Raw genomic sequence first — 17,615 nt, 5'->3', positions numbered from 1 at the left:
ACGCGTTGCTGAATCTCGACAGGCGGCTTGTGCGCGAGCGCAATCTGTGGATTCTGGTGTTGGGCTCGCTGTTTTCGGTGGGCGGCGACAATGCGTACTTCACCATCTTGAGCTGGTACACGTTGACCGTTACCGGTTCGCAGCTCGCGCTCGGCGCCACCATGACGCTCGCCTCGGTGCCGCGCGTCATCTTCATGCTGGTCGGCGGCGCCATCGCAGACCGGGTCAGCCGCAAGTGGATCATGGGCATTTCCCTCGCTGCCCGTGCAGCCGTCCTGGCCGCCTTCGCGCTTCGCATCGCGCTTTTCGGCCCGCGAGCGCCGCTCTGGGCCATCGACCTGATGGCCGTGTTGTTCGGCGTGATCGACTCGTTCTACTACCCGGCTACCTCGTCCATCGTGCAGACCGCCGTCGAAGAAGAGCACGTGACTCAGGCTTCGAGCATCGTTCAGACCGTGCAGCAGGCGAGCACGGTAATGGGGCCTATCCTCGCGGCCGTCCTGCTGGCGCAGCGAGACTACCGGTTGATGTTCGTCGTGGTGGCCTTCGTATTTGCTGTCGCGGCCGTGACGGTGTTCTGGCTTCGCCTTCGCGCGCACAGCGGCCTCGCGGAGCCCGTCCAAGGGGTCTCAGCCGTTTTGCGCGACATCGCGGATGGCCTCCGATTTGTGGTGCAGATCCGCCTCCTGCTCATCGTCATGTGCCTGAGTTTGGTGGTGAATCTGTTCTGCATCGGTCCGCTCAGCATCGGGGTGCCGGTGATGATCCGCGGTCGAGGCTGGACGGGCGCGGTGCTCGGCGAATACCAGTCTGCGCTCGGCATTGGGTCCATTGTCGGAGGCGTGATTGTCGCGCTGCTCAAGGGCTTTCAGGGCAAGCTCATCTGGATTGGCATGTGCGGCGCGCTCATGGGTCTGGCCATGGCGACGGTCGGGTACTGGCAGGTGCCCATCGAAGGGATGGCGGCGCTCGGCCTGGTTGGCATCCTCATGAGCATCGTCAACATTCCGTTCCTCGCCTTTTTGCAAAGCAGCATCCCCGAAGAAAAGCTCGGCCGCGTCATGTCCGTCCTCATGCTCGTCAGCGTTGGATTCACGCCGATAAGTTACGCCATGTCCTCGTGGATTCTCCAGCAGGGCGTCGCGCCGGAGTTCCTCCTCTTGGCGTGCGGTGTGGGCGTGGCTGGCGCGTTCGCCGCGCTTTATGCGACGTCCGACTATCGGCACATCGAATCCCACCCGCTCTTGACCAAACAAGCGCTTTCAAGTATGCGAAAGACAGGAAAAATGAAGCAACCGTGAAGCGAACGCCTCACGGTTGCTGCGCTTCCGCGTCGTCAAGCGCTGCGCGGACGCGATTCAGGTGATCGTGGAGTCCGGCCACAGCCTGGGAATTGGACGATCCGCCCGCGCTCTCCACGGCGTTTTCTGCTTGCCTCAGCGCCTCCTCGGCGGACATGAGGCTTGTGCGGTTGGTGTGCGAAAGCGCCTGCTTCGCCGCGCGCTCCGCCTGCGCGATGGCGTTCTGGGCTTCCGTGATGGGTGTCTGCTTTTTCGTGGACTGGATGTCCTTCTTCACCGCCTGCTCCCCCCTCGCTCGCTTAGCATGCCCAGAACGGATACACACACGCCACCCCCTGAGGTCCATCTCGACGGCCAGCGGACCATAAACAAAAGATACAGACTTCTTACATGCGCTTCACAAAAACACAAGCCTTCCTTCAAACCCGCATCTCAAGATGGTCTTGACCCAATATTCGGGCATTCAAGGGGGAGAATTCACGTGAGACGAAGCTGGGTTTTCGGCACCGCATTCGCCGCGATTTTGGCAGGCGCGGGAACCGGTATCGCGCTGGAGCGCGCGCACGCGCAGACCGCGGTTCGCGTGGCACCTGCGGAAGCGGCCAGCACAGACGGCGTGGTTCAGATCACATTTTGGAACGGGCATCCTTCGGGTGCACTGAAGAAGGAGATGCACGCCCTCGTCGACGAGTTTAACGCCACCCATCCCCACATCCACGTCACCGTAGTCGACAAGTACGCGCAGATTCAGCCCGTCACCGCCGCGATGACCGCGGGCGATGCGCCGAACGTCATTATGCCTCACCTCGACGCCGCGCAGCAGTTCGTGTCGGACGGGTACCTCGTGAACCTGACGCCGTACATCGACGGGCCGAGCGGTTTCACGAAGGCTCAACTCGCCTCGTTCTTCTATCCCTCTGTCTGGAACGGCCGCGCCATCGAGCCGGGCAAACAATACATTCTCCCGTTCGAGGAAAACGGGCATATGGTGATCTTCTATAACGCGGAGTTGTTCAAGAAGGCCGGCATCTCGTCGCCTCCTAAGACGTGGCAGCAGGTCGGGGCGGATGCGCAGAAGATCACAGCGCTCGGCGGAAGCATCCACGGCATTGCTTGGACCCCCTCCATGGAGCAGTTCCTGACGATGGTCGCAGACAACGGAGGAAAGATATGGGCGTCCGGCAGCGAGACGCGGTTCGCCCTCAACAACCCGCAGGCCGTCGCCACCCTGTCCTTTTTGCGCGATCTCGTCGCGCATGGAGACATGATCCTCACGCAAAACTACGACTACCAATTGGATTTCGGGACGGGCAACATTGGACTTCTCATCGAATCGTCCGCAGGGTGGACCTATGACGTGCAGTCGGTGGGCGGCAAGTTCCCCGTTAAAGCTTCGCCGGCGCCCGCTGGCACCTCGGGCCGCGCGTACAACTACGTCGATGGCGACAGCCTCGCCATCCTGAACACGGGAACCAAAGCCCAGCAGGATGCGGCGTGGACGTTCATCCGCTGGCTCGTGAGCCCGGCGGAAAACGCGCAATGGGATCAAGCGGCGAATTACCTTCCCATTGGCCCAGCCGCGGCGGCCCAGCTGAAACCGTACTATGCGTCCCACCCCGACCAGGCGGCCGCTTTCACGAATCCGTCCACCTGGCTCACGGACCCGGCCGCGAACGCCACACAATATGACGCCGCGCTGACCGCTATGCAGACTGAACTGCTGAAGGCACTCAACGGGCAGGAATCGCCGCAACAGGCCATCGCGAACATGAACAACATCGGCAATCAATACCTGAGCGGCGAGCGCAGGAGCTGATGTCCATGTCCGTGACCGACGCGTTTCTTCGCTCGCCGGCGCAGTCCGTCGCCGAGCCTTCCCCCGGCCCATCCCGCCTGCGGGAAGGTCTTCTGGCGGCGTGCCTGCTCGCGCCCGCCTTTGTGTTTCTCGTGGCGTTCGTCTACGCTCCGGCCGTGCTCGCCTTCGCGCTCGCGTTTTTTAACTTTCACCCCGGCGGCACGGCGAGGTACGCGGGCCTGAGCAACTTCCATGCGGCCTTGTCCGATCCGCTGTTCTGGCATTCGATGGCGAACACCGGCTTGTACGCCCTCATGATGGTGCCCTCCACCCTGGTGTTGTCCGTCGCACTGGCCGCGCTGCTTCAATCGAATCGGCGGCTCTTCCGGTTCGCGCAGTCTTTGGTGGTGCTCCCGTACATCACCCCGGCCGTCGGAACGGCTATCGGATGGCTCTGGATGTACAATCCAAACTTCGGCATCTTGAACGCACTCTTGCGAGATGTCGGCCTCAGGCCCATCGGATGGTTGAATTCACCCCACTGGGCCATGCCGGCCGTCGTGCTGTATTCGCTTTGGCACGGTATTGGGTTTGACGTGCTGATCCTGCTCTCCGCCATGTCTCAGTTGCCGGAAGGCGTGTTGGAATCGGCGCGAATGGACGGCGCAGGGCCGTGGACTCGGCTGTTCCGCATCACGCTGCCGCTCATCTCGCCGACGCTTTTTTTCATCGCCGTCATGACCACCATCGGCTCTCTGCAGGCCTTTGCGCAGGTGTACGCACTGAGTCTTTCGAGCGGCGGTCCGGAGAACGCCACGCTGACGGCGCTTTTGTACATCTACCAGCAGGCGTTCACGGACGGACAGTTCTCTTACGCCGCCGCCATGGCCGCGATGCTCGTGGTCTGCATCTTTGCAGTCACCGCCCTGACGCGCTGGATCGGTCACCGGTTCACGTTTTACCAGTGATGTACGAGGAGGATGGACATGCGCACCATCGGACGCGTGTTACGCGCCGCCTTGGCCTTGGCCCTCGGGCTAGCGTTCCTCTTGCCGATTTACATTGCGTTCGTCACGTCGTTGGACCGGCCACAGGACGTGTTTGTCTATCCGCCTCACCTGGTGCCGGATTGGAACTTCTCCGTATGGGTGCAGACGTGGCGCGGGAACACGTGGATGCTCGCCATCCTCAACACGGTCGTCATTGCCCTCGCGACCATCGCTATCGCCCTGACGACAACCGTGCTTTGCGCCTACGCGCTCGTCTACATCCCGTTTCGAGGAAAAACCGTGGTGTGGACCGCGCTCCTGGCGGTGCTCATGATCCCGGAACAGGCGCTGCTCATCCCGAACTTCGTGACAATGGCCAAGCTGCACCTGGTGGACACGCGCATCGCCCAGATCATCCCGTACGGCGCGAGCATCTTCGGCGTGTTCCTCTTGCGCCAGCACCTGCTGACGCTGCCGCGGGAGTACCACGACGCGGCGAGGATCGACGGCTGCGGCCATCTGGCGTTCCTGTGGCGCATCGTCGTGCCGTTGTCGAGACCCATTCTGTTCACCATCGCACTCTACATCTTCATCGGCTGCTGGAACTCCCTGATTTGGCCGCTCATGGTCACCTCGAGTCCTCGGGTTCAGCCCATCGAGGTGTTATTGTCCACCTTTTTGACGCAGGATTCGTCCAACTGGCAAGGTCTGTCCGCCGCCGCGATGTTCGCGACGCTGCCGATGATCGCCCTCTTCGTGCTGTTCCGCAAACCCATCCTACGCGGCCTGTCGAAATCCAGCGGCATCAACGGTTGAATGGGCGGGGGCCGAGACGGCGCCCCCGCGGACCGTTCACGAAATGACCACCCTGCCGCGCTCGCACCACGCCCGGAAACCTCCGTAGACCGTGATGTCCTCGCGCTTCGCCGCACCCGCCTCGCAGACGAAGCCCGTCACCTCCCGCCCGTCGGAAAGCAGGATCTTTCCAAGTGCCAAGGGATGCCGAACTTTTTGCATGAAAGCTGGCCACGCGCGCCGCGGCAGCTTCCAGAGTTCCAGCTCCACCTCCGCGCCGCCGTCCGCGCGCACGAGTCCGGGCTTCACCGGATCCGTGTCCAGCAGGTAGAGGCGATACAAAGGCGCGGTGCGCGAAACACCGACGAATTCTCCGCCGAGATCGACCAACTCGCCGTTCAGCGGCATGCCTCGCATGTGCAGGCCGCAGACCGCGATGAGTTCCATCTCGTCCTCACGTGTCGCCACATCCTCGCGGGGATCAAGCCACCAGCGCGCCGCGGCCAGAAGCTCGGCCTCGCGTTGGCCAGGGACGTACAGCGTGACGCCAAACGGCATTTGTTCATCTGCTTCGCCGCACGGGAGCGACAAGCCGGCCAAGTGAAGCAGGTTCGCGTGATGCGTGTACGCGCCGAGCGCCCGATTGGTGGCTAAAGGTTCCGAGCGCGCCTCGTCCCGCGTCCAGGTGCCGCCGACGGTCGGCATGAAAAGCACAGCGCCGCGCAGTTTCTCCTCCACGGAGCGGCGCAGGTCCAAAAGGCGGTGTTGGGCCCGGAAGAGATCGCTCGCCAGGCGATCCCGGCCGGACTCGAGGATGGCTCGGGTCACGGGCAGCACGTCGTCGGGATGAGCCTCGACGAAGGCCCCGAGGCTCGCCCACCGCTCCGCAATCCAGGGGCCCTCGTACAGCATCGCGCTCGCCTCGTCCAGTTCAGGCAGATCCATCTCCACCACGGCGACGCCGGCGTCCTCAAGCTTGGACAGCGCCCTGGCCCACGCGTTGCGATACGCGTCCGCCTTGGCGCCGAACCAGGCGCCGAGCGATTTCGGCACCACCGCGCGATCCGGCGCGCCCTGCGCGGCAGGCGCCGGGGCGATGACCGCCTGCACCCACGCCGCGTCCGCGACGGATCGCGTGAACACGCTCACGCAGTCGATCGTGCGACACGCCGGCACCACACCGTCATTCGGCCAGCCGCCGACGCGAGGCTTGTAGCCGATGACGCCGTTCAAGGCCGCCGGCACGCGCCCGGAACCCGCCGTGTCGGTCCCGAGCGCAAACGGCACCATGCCGAGCGCCACGGCGACCGCCGATCCACTCGACGATCCGCCGCTCACCCACTCCGGATGGCGCGCATTCGCCACCTCGCCATACGGGCTGCGCGTGCCGATGAGCCCCGTCGCAAATTGATCTAGGTTCGTCTTCCCCACCGGAATGGCCCCCGCGCGGATCAGCCGCTCCACCACCGCGGCGTGCGCCGGCGCCTCGTACGCAAACGCTGGGCAGGCGGCCGTGGTCGGCATGCCGGCGACATCGATGTTGTCCTTGACCGCAAACGGAATGCCCCAGAGCGGCTTTTGATCCATCTCGTCTGCGCAGAGCGCCTGGAGATACGGCTCAATCCTCTCCCACGAGGGCGGCGTGATCCACACGTTCCACGCGGCGTGCGACTCCGCCGCACGAATGAGTTCGTCGATCACGTCCGCCGGCGTCCGCCGCCCGGTCCGGTATGCGCGCCGAAGCGCCTCCACGGTCGTCATGCTCAAGCCGACACCTCCTCAATGCCCACAATCGGCCCGCCGGGCCGGAGCTCCTGCCCCGGGCGCACGTGCACCGTGCGGACGACGCCGGCGCAGGTGGCCTCCACAGGAAACTCCATCTTCATGCTCTCGATCACGGCGATGGTATCGCCCGGCCGGATGATTTGCCCGGGCTTGACGTGCACCTTCCACACACTTCCCGGCATCTGCGCCCGGAGCACCGTGAGGCCGTCCTCCTCGGGCTCCTCTTCCTCGACCACGGTCTCGCTCGTGTACGCGGCAAGTCCCATGGCCTTCCACCGCTCCAACTCCTCGTGAAACGCCTGCTTTTGCCGCGCCTTGAAAGCCGCCGCGTCGTCTCGAATCTCTTCCAGGAACTTCAGATATGCGCCGAGATCGAACTCCGTCTCTCGAATCTCGATGTCGTAGCGGCCGCGCACGAACTTCTTGCGCATCTCCTCAAGCTCCTCCGGCGTGACCGGGTAGAACTCGACCTGATCGAAGAAGCGCAACAGCCACGGCTTCCCGTCCCGGAACGATCCGGTCTGCCGGAACGTGTTCCAAATCTGCAGCGTGCGGCCAAACAGCTGATACCCGCCGGGGCTCTCCATGCCGTAGATGCACATGTACGATCCGCCGATGCCGACCGCGTTCTCCGGCGTCCACGTGCGCGCCGGGTTGTACTTCGTCGTGACCAGGCGGTGCCTGGGATCGACCGGCGTGGCGGCAGGCGCGCCCAGGTACACGTCGCCGAGCCCCAGCACCAGGTATTTGGCCTCAAAGACGATCCGCTGCACATCTTCGATCCGCTCGAGCCCGTTCACCCGCCGCATGAACTCGATGTTGCTCGGACACCAAGGCGCGTCGGGGCGGACGTTCTTCTGGTACCGCTCAATCGCGAGCTGCACGGACGGATCGTCGAAGGAAAGGGGCATGCGCACGATGCGCGACGGCACCCTGGCGGTCGACAGATCCGGCACGCTGGCGTCGAGGCGGAGGACGCGGCGCGCCACCTCTTCGCTCGTCATCCGGGAGCGGTCGAAGTGGATCTGCAGGGATCGGATGCCTGGCGTCAGGTCGATCCACGGGATGTCGCCGGCGCTCTGGATGGCGTCCATGAGCAGGTGCACCTGGAACCGATAACGCAAGTCGAGTTCCATGTCGCCGAATTCGACGAGGACGTACTCGTCCCCTGCGGCGCGGACGCAGACGGGAAATGCGTGCCCCTTGGATTCGCGCGCGAGGTACGCGGCTTCGGCCGCCTCCGCGAAGGACGAAAACGGCATCTCAGGAAGCGGAAGTTGATACGCCTTGCCGAATTGAGCGGGTTCTTGGAGGCATCGCGCCTGCATGGCGTCGAGTTCGCGCGCCTGGGCCAGGCTCACGAGGCGGAACCGCACCGTGTCGCCAGGGCGAAGCTGTCCGATTTTCCACATCTCCGCCGCGGGCGCGGTGACGGGACAGACAAAGCCCCCGAGGCTCGGGCCGTCCTGGCCCAGCAGGACGGCGAGATCGCCCGTGAGATTGAGCGACCCGATGGCGTACGGGTTGTCGTGCAGGTTGGACGGGTGAAGTCCGGCGTCGCCGCCGTCCTCGCGCGCCCACACGGGCGCCGGTCCGCTCAGCCGGATGCCCGTGCGCGAGCTGTTGAAGTGGACGGTCCAGTCGGTGGACGTGAGCATCTCCAGATACGACGGAGGCAAAAACTCGGGCGTGCAGTGCGGCCCGGGCACCACACCCAGCTCCCAGATGCGCCCGAAGGACGGAGGCTCCACGCCTTCGTCCGCCACCTCGCCCGCCGCGGGCGAGATGCCCACCACGTCTCCGGCGATGAGCGCTCGACCCCCATGCCCGCCAAACCCGCCGAGCGCAAATGTCGAGGCGCTGCCGAGCACAGGGGCCACGTCGAACCCGCCTTGCACACACAGATACGCGCGCAGCCCTTCGGTGGACTCCCCGAAGCGCAGGACCTGTCCCCGGCGAACGAGCACCGGGCGATAGCGCGGCACCGGTTGGCCCTCGAGCTCTGCGCGCATGTCCGCGCCGGTCAGGCAGATCCAGACGTCGTCTCGAAACGCGTACGATCCGCCCCGGAGCGTCAACTCGAGCGCAGGCGCGCCTTCCGGGTTGCCGAGCAGGCGGTTGCCGATGCGCATGGACAGCGCGTCCATCGGCCCCGACGGAGGCACCCCGACGTCCCACAGGCCGAGCCGCCCTGGAAGGTCTTGAATCGTCGTCTGCAGGCCGCCGTCCAGTACCTCCATCGCGCGCTCCGGCGCCTCAAATCCCTCCAGCCACTTGGTATACACGTCGCCCGCCGCGAACGCGTCCGAGTCCGCGATGGCGCGCAGGTAGCGGAGGTTGTTCTGCAGGCCGTACACCCGCGCCTCGGCGAGCGCGTCGCGCAGCGCCTGCACCGCCGCATCGCGCGAAGCTCCGCGCACGATGATCTTCGCGAGCAGCGGATCGTAATAGGGGCTGACGGTCACTCCCTTGTCGATCCACGTCTCCACGCGCGCGCCACTGGGCCACACCACGCCGTCCACCCTGCCGGCGCATGGGCGAAACTCGCGGCCCGGATCCTCCGCGTACACGCGCACCTGGATGCTGTGGCCCGAGGGCGCAGGCAGTCGCGCCTCCAGGTCTGTGAGCTCCCCCGCCGCCTCCCGGATCATCCACTCGACGAGATCGATCCCGTACACCTCTTCCGTGACGCCGTGTTCGACCTGCAGGCGGGTGTTGACCTCGAGAAAGTAGAATGAGGCGGACGACGGATCGTACAAAAACTCCACGGTTCCGGCGCTCCGATAGCCCACGGCGCGCGCCACGGACAGCGCGGCCTCGTGCAGGCGCCGGCGCGTCTCATCGGAGAGCACGTGCGCCGGGCACTCCTCCACCACCTTCTGGTTGCGCCGCTGCAGCGTGCAGTCGCGCTCGCCGATGGCCACGAGCTCGCCCTGGCGATTGCCGAAGATCTGCACCTCGATGTGGCGGGCGCGCGGCACGTACTTCTCCACAAACACGCCGTCGTCGCGGAAGTGCTGACCCGCCAGTCGCCGAACGCTCTCGAAGGCGTCCGCGAGCGCGTCTTCGCGCTCCACCACGCGCATGCCGATGCCTCCGCCGCCCGCCGTGCTCTTCAGGATGACCGGATAGCCAATGTCGGCACACACGCGGCGGAGTTCTTCAAGGTCGCGGACGAGATCGGTCCCCGGCAAGAGCGGAACCCCCGCCCGCCGCGCCACGTCGCGCGCGACGTGTTTGTAGCCGAACTTCTCAATCTGCTCGGGATCCGGCCCGATAAACACCAGCCCGCGCTCGGCGCACTGCCGGGCAAACGCCGCGTTTTCGCTCAGAAAGCCGTAGCCGGGGTGAATGGCGTCCGCGCCCGACCGAAATGCCGCGTCGAGGATCTTCTCTGCGTTGACATACGAGTCGTGCACCGGCCCCTCGCCAATCCAGAGGGCCTCATCGGCGAGATCGACGTGCAGGCTGTCCTCGTCCGCCGTGGTGTACACGGCCACCGATGCAATGCCCATCTTCTTGAGCGTGCGTATGATGCGGACCGCGATGGCGCCGCGGTTGGCGATCAACACTTTGCGAAACATCGGCATCCCCCTCGCTGACCGAATGGACTCCACTCAGACCCCGCGCCGCCAGATGACAATCTCGACCGGCGTGGGGTTGTATGCGTTGCACGGGTTGTTGAGTTGCGGGCAGTTGCTCATGAGCACAATGACCCGGCTCATCGCCTCCAGCTCCACGTAGCGGCCCGGGCCCGAGATGCCGTCCGCGAACTCCAGCCCGCCGTCGGGCGTCACTGGGACGTTCATGAAGAAGTTCACGTTCGGGGCGAGATCGCGCTTCGCGAGGCGCGGCTCGTGCATGGCAATCTGCAGCATGAAGGTGTCGCGGCAGTTGTGCATGTGCACCTTGTCGTGGCCGTAGCGCACGGTGTTGCTCTGGGCCGAACACGCGCCGCCCAGCGTGTCGTGCCGGCCGCAGGTGTCCTCGACAATCCGCATGAGCGGCCGTCCGGACTCGGTGAGGAGCACAGAACCAGTGGTGAGGTAGATGTTGCCCTGCGCCGCGATGGTCTTCGCAGCGCTGTAATGGTCGTAGGGGCGGTCCGCGTCGAAAAACAGCGTGTCGACGGCCTGGTTTCCCTCGAGATCCACAATGCGCAGCACGTCGCCCGGCTGGAGCGTGCACATGAACCCTTCTCCACTCGGCAGGACCAGGCGGGTGTCAGCTGTGACCAGGTCGCGATCGCGATCAAACGCAAGAGATGGCATACACATCCTCCTTGTTCAGCGCAAAAGCGCGTATTGCCACACGGTGTTTTCCATCGCTCTGCGCGCCTCGTCCGTCTTGAGGCGCGGATCGCGCGGATCCGTCGGTTCGTCCTGGTAGACCGAGAGGGTGAGCGGCACGGACGGATACGGCCTGCGCGGGTCGAGCGGATGCGGCGTGTTGCTCACGATGGCGATCACGTCCATCTCCATGCGCAGCCCGATTTCGCTGCCCTTCGGCGCAAACTCCGAGACAAAGTGCATGCGGCCGGATTCGTCGCACCACACCTTGGAGAAGAGGTTCACGGGAGGGACGAGATCGCCCGCGTCCAAGCCGTTTCGCACGAGCTCCTTTACGGCGTTTTCGTAGCCGGAGCGGAGCATGGCGTTGCGGTGGCGCTGGAAGTTGGTCTCGCCATAGCGCCGGTCGACGTCCGCCCTCGTCTGCACGCCGGAGAGCGGATCGTGCCAGCCGACCGTGTCGTGCACGACGGTCGCCATCGCGCGCCCCTCGTCGCTCATCAGCACGTCGTACAGCGAGATCTTCGCCGTGTGCTGGGCCTTAAGCGTGTCGGGCACGTTCAGGCGCTCCGCCGGATGATCGGCGCGGTAGAGCCACAGGGCGGCGTTCGCACCGGAGCCTTCGGCGCGCACCACGAGGCGCTTGCCGCGGCCGATGCGCATGGACCAGCGGCCGCCCGATGGAATGGAGAGCGTGTAAAGCGGCGTGAACGACGACAGAGCCATGGACATGTCTAGAAGACCTCCTTCGTGAATGGGCATGGACGGTGGACTCGAACTCGCGTCAGCCGCTGACGGCGTCCTCCTGCCATTCGGCCTCGCCGTCCGCAGCCTGGCGCGATCGCCAAACCCAGCGCGACAGCGCGTAGCACGCGAGGGAAGCCGCCGCGAGCACGGCCTCGCCGAGCAGGTATTGCGCCTCCTGCGTGACGATGGCGAAGGCGGTGAACAAGGTCACCACCGCGGGCGCGATGGGCCATGCAGGCATCCGATAAGGACGGGGATCATCCCGGAATTTCACCCGGCTCCAGATGGCGGCCAGGCCGATGAAGAAGTACACGACGGTCGTGACCGTGCCGGAGAAGATGATGAGCCAGTTCAGTTGGCTCATGAATAGCAGCACGGCGGTCGGCAGCCCAAGCAGGAGCACACAGAGCCCTGGCGCCTTGAAGCGATTCACCTGTCCCACGCGTCGATTCGCCCATCGCCACCACAGGCCGTCGCGCCCGGTGGTGTAAAACACGCGGCCGAAGTACATGAAGTAGACCAGCATGGAGTTGAACAGCGCGATGCACACCCCGATATCCAGAACAATCCGGAAATTCGGGCCGAGGGACGATTCGACCGCATAGATGACGGGACTCGCGGCGCCGAAGAACGCCTTCAAGTTGGGCGCGGTGACCACGGCCGAGGTGAGCGGGACGACAATGGCGATGGCCGCCGTCGTGGCGGCGGTGATGACGGCGCGCGCGAGCTTTTTCGGCCCGCCCACCAGTTCCTCAGCAAACCCGAGCGTCGCGTCGTAACCGTTGATGATGTTAAAGGCCGGCGCGAGGCTCGCCGCCATCATCGCGATGGTCACGGGCCGCAGTGCGCTGCCATCCAGATACACAGGGTGAAACGTCACCGCCCAGAGCGACTGATGCGGGTGGATCCAGGCAGCCACCGTGACCGTCGACAGCACGAGCAGCTCCACGAACACCATGGCCATGGTCACGTACGCGCCGAGTTCCACGCGGACGACGCCAATCGCGACGGCGACGGCCACGGAGACGAGCGAAATCATCGGCTCCGACAGCGGCACATGAGGAAAGAGGTCCTTGACGAATTGGCCAATCCCGAGCGCGATGCTCGCCGGAAGGATGACGCCCTGAATGAGGTAATTGAACAGGGTCACGAAGGCGAGAGGCGCTGGCAGCACGAAGCGGACGAGCGAGTACATGCCGCCCGCCACCGGAAACATGGACCCCAACTCCGCGAGGCACATGGAGATGAGAATGACGACGGCGCCCAGAATGACGTCGGCCCCGATGGCAAAGGTGCCGCCGATGGAAAACACGCCGGACGTCAGGAGCAAGACCGCCATCGTCGGCGACACGTTGGCGATGGCGAGCCCCACCACGTCACGCAGGCTGAGTTTCCGGCTCAACTGCTGTCGATAGCCCAGATGCTCCAGGCGCGCGGCGTCGACAAAGGCGACCGAATCCTCCACAGGGAACCCTCCTCGCTCGTTTGTCAGGTTTTCTACCCAATTGTCGTTTCCGAGAATGAAAAAAGGGACAAAAACCCAAGAAAGCAGGACCTCCCGGGCTTTTATCCCTCCGTGCGGCTCTCGAGCGCTCGAGAGCTGGCCTCTCTCGGACCAGACCCGGCCTTGCCGGCGGAACCCTAGAGACCTTGTGTCACTATCTATATCATGATTCGCCGGGAAGTTCAACAGATTCGGCGAGATTTTCAGAAAAATTGTTAAGTAATATTACACAAACAAAACCGCAACCGCTTTCTTTCTATGTACATGTACCTGTATGGGTATTTGACTTTCGCCTCACAAGAGGGCAAGCTTGGAGAGAGGTGATCGACGTGCTGTCACTCAATCCGGAGGAGATGACGCCGCTCGAGTGCTACAAGTTCCTCATTGGCACCGTCATTCCGCGGCCGATTGCGTTTGTGACGACGCTCTCGAAGGACGGCGTGCTGAACGCGGCCCCGTTCAGCTTTTTCAACGTCGTCACGTCCGATCCGCCGATGGTCTCCGTGTCGGTGCAGCGCCAGGGTGGAAAGCCGAAGGACACGGCGCGCAATGCCATGGACCGAGGCGAGTTTGTCGTCCACATTGTGAGCGAGCCATACACCGAACCCATCAATCAAACGGCGGCGACACTGCCGCCGGATCAGAGCGAAGTGGAACTGGCCGGGCTCACGCCCGTCGCAAGCGACGCCGTCGAAGTCCCTGGGGTGCGCGAGGCGCGCGTGCGAATGGAATGCGTCCTCGAGCGGGCACTTCCCCTGGGAGGCCGCAGCGGCGTTCCAGCCTGCGACCTGCTCATCGGCCGCGTCGTCCGCTTCCACGTCGACGAATCGCTGTATCACGAAGGGCGGATTGATCCGCATCAACTGGCCCCCGTCGCCCGGCTCGCCGGCAACGATTACAGCCTGCTCGGCCGGGTGTTCACGCTCGAGCGGCCCAAGTGAGCGGTTCGCCCAGATACGAAAAGGCCCGGGCTCCTGAGAACAGGAACCCGGGCCTTTTCACGCCCGCATGACGTCCGCGACGATTTCGAAGGATCGCAGGCGAGCGGCGTGATCGTAGATCTGAGACGTGACAATGACCTCGTCCGCCTTCGTCGCCTCGACGAACGCGCGGAGGCGGTTCCGCACCGTGTCCGGCCCGCCGACGATGGCGAGGCGCCCGCGCGTCTGGAGGACCTGCCACTCGTACGGCGAGCACAGATCCTGCACGCGCTCCACAGGCGGCTTGAGGCGCGACGGCTTGCCGCGGATCAGCGAGAGCTGTTGAAGCTGCGAGGACGTCGCGAGAAAGCGAGCTTCCTCGTCCGTCGGCGCCGCCACCACCGCCGCGCCGACCATCGCGTACGGCTCCTTCAGCCATTGCGAGGGACGGAAGTTCGCCCGGTACGTCTCGAGGGCAATCATCAGGTAATCTGGCGCGAAGTGACTCGCGTACGCGAACGGCAGGCCAAGTTCCGCCGCGAGCCGCGCGCTGAAGTCGCTTGAGCCCAAGAGCCAGATGGGGATGTCCATCCCTTCGCCGGGCACGGCGTGCACCCGGCGCGCCTCGTCCTCCGGCGGATGGAAATACCGCATAAGCTCCGCGAGGCGCTCGGGAAAATCGTGCCCGTGGCGGTCCGGATCGCCGCCGAGCGCGCGGATGGTCGGGGCGTCGGTGCCCGGCGCCCGGCCGAGGCCGAGGTCGATCCGGCCGGGAAACATCGACGCGAGCGTCCCGAACTGCTCCGCCACCACGAGCGGCGCGTGGTTCGGGAGCATGACCCCGCCCGAGCCGACGCGAATCGTCCGCGTGTGCTGCGCCAGATAGGCAATCACGACGGCCGTGGCGGAACTCGCGATGCCCGGCATGCTATGGTGCTCCGCCACCCAGAATCGCCGGTAGCCGAGCCGCTCCGCGTGCTGCGCCAGTTCCGCGCTCCTTCGAAACGCCTCCTCAGGCGTACTTCCTTCCGTAATGGGGACGAGATCGAGCACAGACAGCGCCGTCTCGCCCTTGGTCAAACCCCAGTCCATTGAGCAGGCCTCCTCCCGGTTCCAAGCGGGCGCAATCGGCCCAACGCCATTATACCCCCGGAGGCAGACCGTGCCGAAACGGCGTCAACTGACAGGCTGAGACAGGCTTGCGCGCATGCGCTGTGCCGCGTCCACCATGTTCCGCAGCGCAGCCACGGTCTCGGGCTCACCGCGCGTCTTCAGACCGCAGTCCGGATTTACCCACAGCTGCTCGGGACGAATCACGCTCGCCGCCTTGCGCAACAATTCCACCATCTCGTCGACCGATGGGACGCGCGGGCTGTGGATGTCGTACACGCCCGGGCCGATGTCGTTCTCGTAGCGGAAGTGCTCGAACGCCTTCAGGAGTTCCATGTGCGATCTCGACGTCTCAATCGAGATGACGTCCGCATCCATGGCCTGAATGGCCGGCATGATGTCGTTGAACTCCGCGTAGCACATGTGCGTGTGAATCTGCGTCTCGTCGCGCACGCCAGACGACGCAATGCGGAAGCACTCCACGGCCCAGTCGAGATACGCCTCCCAGTCCGCGCGCCGGAGCGGCAATCCCTCGCGCAGCGCAGGCTCGTCAATCTGAATCATGCCGATGCCCGCCGCTTCCAGATCCAGCACTTCGTCGCGGATGGCGAGCGCAATTTGCCGGCACGTCTCCGCGCGCGGAATGTCGTCGCGCACGAACGACCACTGCAGGATGGTCACTGGCCCCGTGAGCATGCCCTTCACGGGCTTTTCGGTGAGCGACTGCGCGTACGTGCTCCAGCGGACCGTCATCGGCTCCGGCCGCGCCACGTCGCCGTAGATGATGGGCGGCTTCACGCAGCGGGAACCGTAGCTCTGCACCCACCCGTGCTTCGTGAACACGAAGCCGTCGAGCATCTCGCCGAAGTACTCGACCATGTCCGTCCGCTCGAACTCCCCGTGCACGAGCACGTCGAGCCCGATGTCCTCCTGAATGTCGATCCACCGCCGGATTTCGCTCCGCAGGTACGCCTCGTACTCATCCGTCGTCCACTCGCCCTTGCGCCACTTCGCGCGAGCGTCTCGCACCGCTTGCGTCTGCGGAAACGAGCCGATGGTCGTGGTGGGCAGGAGCGGGAGCTTGAACCGCGACGCCTGCTTTTCCTTCCTCACCGCGTGCGGGGACTGGCGCTCGAGCTTCCAGGTCTTGACCTCGTCGAGCCGAGCGCGCACGTCCTCGCGGTTCAACCTCGCCGACGCCCGCCTGGACGCGAGAAGCGAGCGATTGGCCTCTAGTTGCGCCTCGACGGCCGACCGCCCTTCGTCAAGGGCCCGCTTCAATAGCGCGATCTCGTCCAACTTCTGCAGCGCAAACGCGAGCCACGACTTGATCTCCGGATCCATGTCCGTCTCGAGTTCCACGTCCCACGGCACGTGCAGGAGCGAACAGGAGGGCGCAATCATCACGTGCTCCGCGCCAGCCAGGTGCACGCCCTGCTCCAGATGCGCGTAGGCGGTGTCGAGATCGGCCCGCCAGACGTTGCGCCCATCAATGACGCCGAGCGACAGGCGGCGCCCCTTCGGCCACCCGAGCGCATGAACCTGTTGAAGCGCGTCTGGACCACGGACGAGATCCAGATGCAGGCCCTCGACGGGGAGCTCGAGCGCTATGGCCAGGTTGTCCCCGAGCGAGCCGAAATACGTCGCCACGAGGATGTTCGGGCGAGCTACCTTCGCCAGCGCGGCGTATGCGTCCACAAACGCCTGGCGCTCGGCGTCGCTGAGATCCAGCACGAGCGCGGGCTCGTCCAGCTGCACCCACGCGGCCCCCGCCTCGTGTAGAGACGCAAGCCACGCCTCGTACGCCGGGATGAGGTTGGGAAGAAGCGACAGCGGATCGGCCTCCCCGCCCACCACCTTGGAGAGCTTGAGGAAAGTGGTGGGGCCCACGAGCTGAGGCACCGTCTCCATCCCCAGCGCCTTCGCCTCCAGATATTCGTTGAGCGGCTTGTTCACGCCGAGCGTGAACACCTGCTTAGGCTCGAGCTCCGGCACCAGGTAGTGATAGTTGGTATCGAACCACTTCGTCATCTCGAGCGCGGTGGCGTCCTGCGTGCCGCGCGCCATAGCAAAATATTGTTGAAGCGATCCCGACGGCAATGCGCGGAACCGCTCGGGAACGGCCTGAAACAAACAAGCTGCGTCCAGGACGTGATCGTAGAAGGAAAAGTCGTTCGCGACGATCCACTCGACGCCGCGGTCCTTCTGCACCTGCCAGCGCAGTTTTCGCAGTTCCGCAGCACGGGACGTGAGCTCGTCCTCCCCAATTTTGCCCTGCCAAAACTGTTCCACCATCCGCTTGAGCTCGCGGCGAGGCCCCATGCGGGGAAATCCGATTGTGGCGGTGAAGGCCAAGTTGTGCTCTCCTCCTTCGCAGAAT

The 17,615-nt window shown here is 64.7% G+C and carries 13 protein-coding genes and 1 riboswitch; of the genes, 5 read left to right on the top strand and 8 right to left on the bottom strand.

The window, feature by feature from the left end:
• Positions 1 to 5: 5 nt before the first annotated feature.
• Complete coding sequence (locus AC27E8_RS14635) at positions 6 to 1,301, top strand: MFS transporter (RefSeq protein ID WP_487099998.1); 1,296 nt, start codon at positions 6 to 8, stop codon at positions 1,299 to 1,301.
• Positions 1,302 to 1,311: 10 nt separating this feature from the next.
• Here AC27E8_RS14635 and AC27E8_RS14630 read toward each other — a convergent pair whose 3' ends face one another.
• Positions 1,312 to 1,578 (bottom strand): hypothetical protein, encoded by a 267-nt coding sequence (locus tag AC27E8_RS14630; RefSeq protein ID WP_487099997.1) that lies wholly within the window; start codon positions 1,576 to 1,578, stop codon positions 1,312 to 1,314.
• Between the two features lie 204 nt (positions 1,579 to 1,782).
• Between AC27E8_RS14630 and AC27E8_RS14625 the strand changes: the two genes are divergently transcribed.
• The 3 genes from AC27E8_RS14625 to AC27E8_RS14615 are packed head-to-tail and all read left to right on the top strand — an operon-like array spanning position 1,783 to position 4,901.
• Positions 1,783 to 3,117, top strand: coding sequence for an ABC transporter substrate-binding protein (locus tag AC27E8_RS14625; RefSeq protein WP_487099996.1), 1,335 nt, complete (start codon positions 1,783 to 1,785; stop codon positions 3,115 to 3,117).
• A 5-nt stretch (positions 3,118 to 3,122) separates the two neighbouring features.
• Positions 3,123 to 4,064, top strand: coding sequence for a carbohydrate ABC transporter permease (locus AC27E8_RS14620; RefSeq protein ID WP_487099995.1), 942 nt, complete (start codon positions 3,123 to 3,125; stop codon positions 4,062 to 4,064).
• Positions 4,065 to 4,082: 18 nt separating this feature from the next.
• Entirely contained in the window at positions 4,083 to 4,901 is an 819-nt protein-coding gene (locus tag AC27E8_RS14615; RefSeq protein ID WP_487099994.1) for a carbohydrate ABC transporter permease, read from the top strand.
• Between the two features lie 36 nt (positions 4,902 to 4,937).
• Here AC27E8_RS14615 and atzF read toward each other — a convergent pair whose 3' ends face one another.
• The 5 genes from atzF to AC27E8_RS14590 are packed head-to-tail and all read right to left on the bottom strand — an operon-like array spanning position 4,938 to position 13,166.
• Complete coding sequence (gene atzF, locus AC27E8_RS14610) at positions 4,938 to 6,641, bottom strand: allophanate hydrolase (RefSeq protein WP_487100045.1); 1,704 nt, start codon at positions 6,639 to 6,641, stop codon at positions 4,938 to 4,940.
• Between the two features lie 2 nt (positions 6,642 to 6,643).
• Positions 6,644 to 10,249 (bottom strand): urea carboxylase, encoded by a 3,606-nt coding sequence (gene uca / locus AC27E8_RS14605; protein WP_487099992.1) that lies wholly within the window; start codon positions 10,247 to 10,249, stop codon positions 6,644 to 6,646.
• 33 nt (positions 10,250 to 10,282) lie between these two features.
• On the bottom strand, positions 10,283 to 10,936 hold the full coding sequence (locus AC27E8_RS14600; RefSeq protein WP_487099991.1) for an urea amidolyase associated protein UAAP2: 654 nt from the start codon (positions 10,934 to 10,936) through the stop codon (positions 10,283 to 10,285).
• 15 nt (positions 10,937 to 10,951) lie between these two features.
• Positions 10,952 to 11,686, bottom strand: coding sequence for an urea amidolyase associated protein UAAP1 (locus AC27E8_RS14595; RefSeq protein ID WP_487099990.1), 735 nt, complete (start codon positions 11,684 to 11,686; stop codon positions 10,952 to 10,954).
• A 52-nt stretch (positions 11,687 to 11,738) separates the two neighbouring features.
• Positions 11,739 to 13,166, bottom strand: coding sequence for an APC family permease (locus AC27E8_RS14590; protein WP_487099989.1), 1,428 nt, complete (start codon positions 13,164 to 13,166; stop codon positions 11,739 to 11,741).
• An 88-nt stretch (positions 13,167 to 13,254) separates the two neighbouring features.
• A riboswitch (guanidine-I (ykkC/yxkD leader) is annotated at positions 13,255 to 13,357 on the bottom strand.
• 177 nt (positions 13,358 to 13,534) lie between these two features.
• Between AC27E8_RS14590 and AC27E8_RS14585 the strand changes: the two genes are divergently transcribed.
• On the top strand, positions 13,535 to 14,146 hold the full coding sequence (locus tag AC27E8_RS14585) for a flavin reductase family protein (protein WP_487099988.1): 612 nt from the start codon (positions 13,535 to 13,537) through the stop codon (positions 14,144 to 14,146).
• Positions 14,147 to 14,203: 57 nt separating this feature from the next.
• Here AC27E8_RS14585 and AC27E8_RS14580 read toward each other — a convergent pair whose 3' ends face one another.
• Positions 14,204 to 15,217 carry an LLM class flavin-dependent oxidoreductase gene (locus AC27E8_RS14580; RefSeq protein ID WP_487099987.1) on the bottom strand — a complete coding sequence of 338 codons (1,014 nt, stop codon included), beginning with the start codon at positions 15,215 to 15,217 and terminating at the stop codon, positions 14,204 to 14,206.
• An 84-nt stretch (positions 15,218 to 15,301) separates the two neighbouring features.
• Positions 15,302 to 17,590 carry a 5-methyltetrahydropteroyltriglutamate--homocysteine S-methyltransferase gene (metE, locus tag AC27E8_RS14575; RefSeq protein ID WP_487099986.1) on the bottom strand — a complete coding sequence of 763 codons (2,289 nt, stop codon included), beginning with the start codon at positions 17,588 to 17,590 and terminating at the stop codon, positions 15,302 to 15,304.
• Positions 17,591 to 17,615 lie beyond the last annotated feature (25 nt).

Source organism: Alicyclobacillus sp. CIJ1 (genome assembly GCF_057538885.1).
Note: the sequence above shows the minus strand (reverse complement) of the source record. Positions and strands in the feature narration are given on the sequence as shown.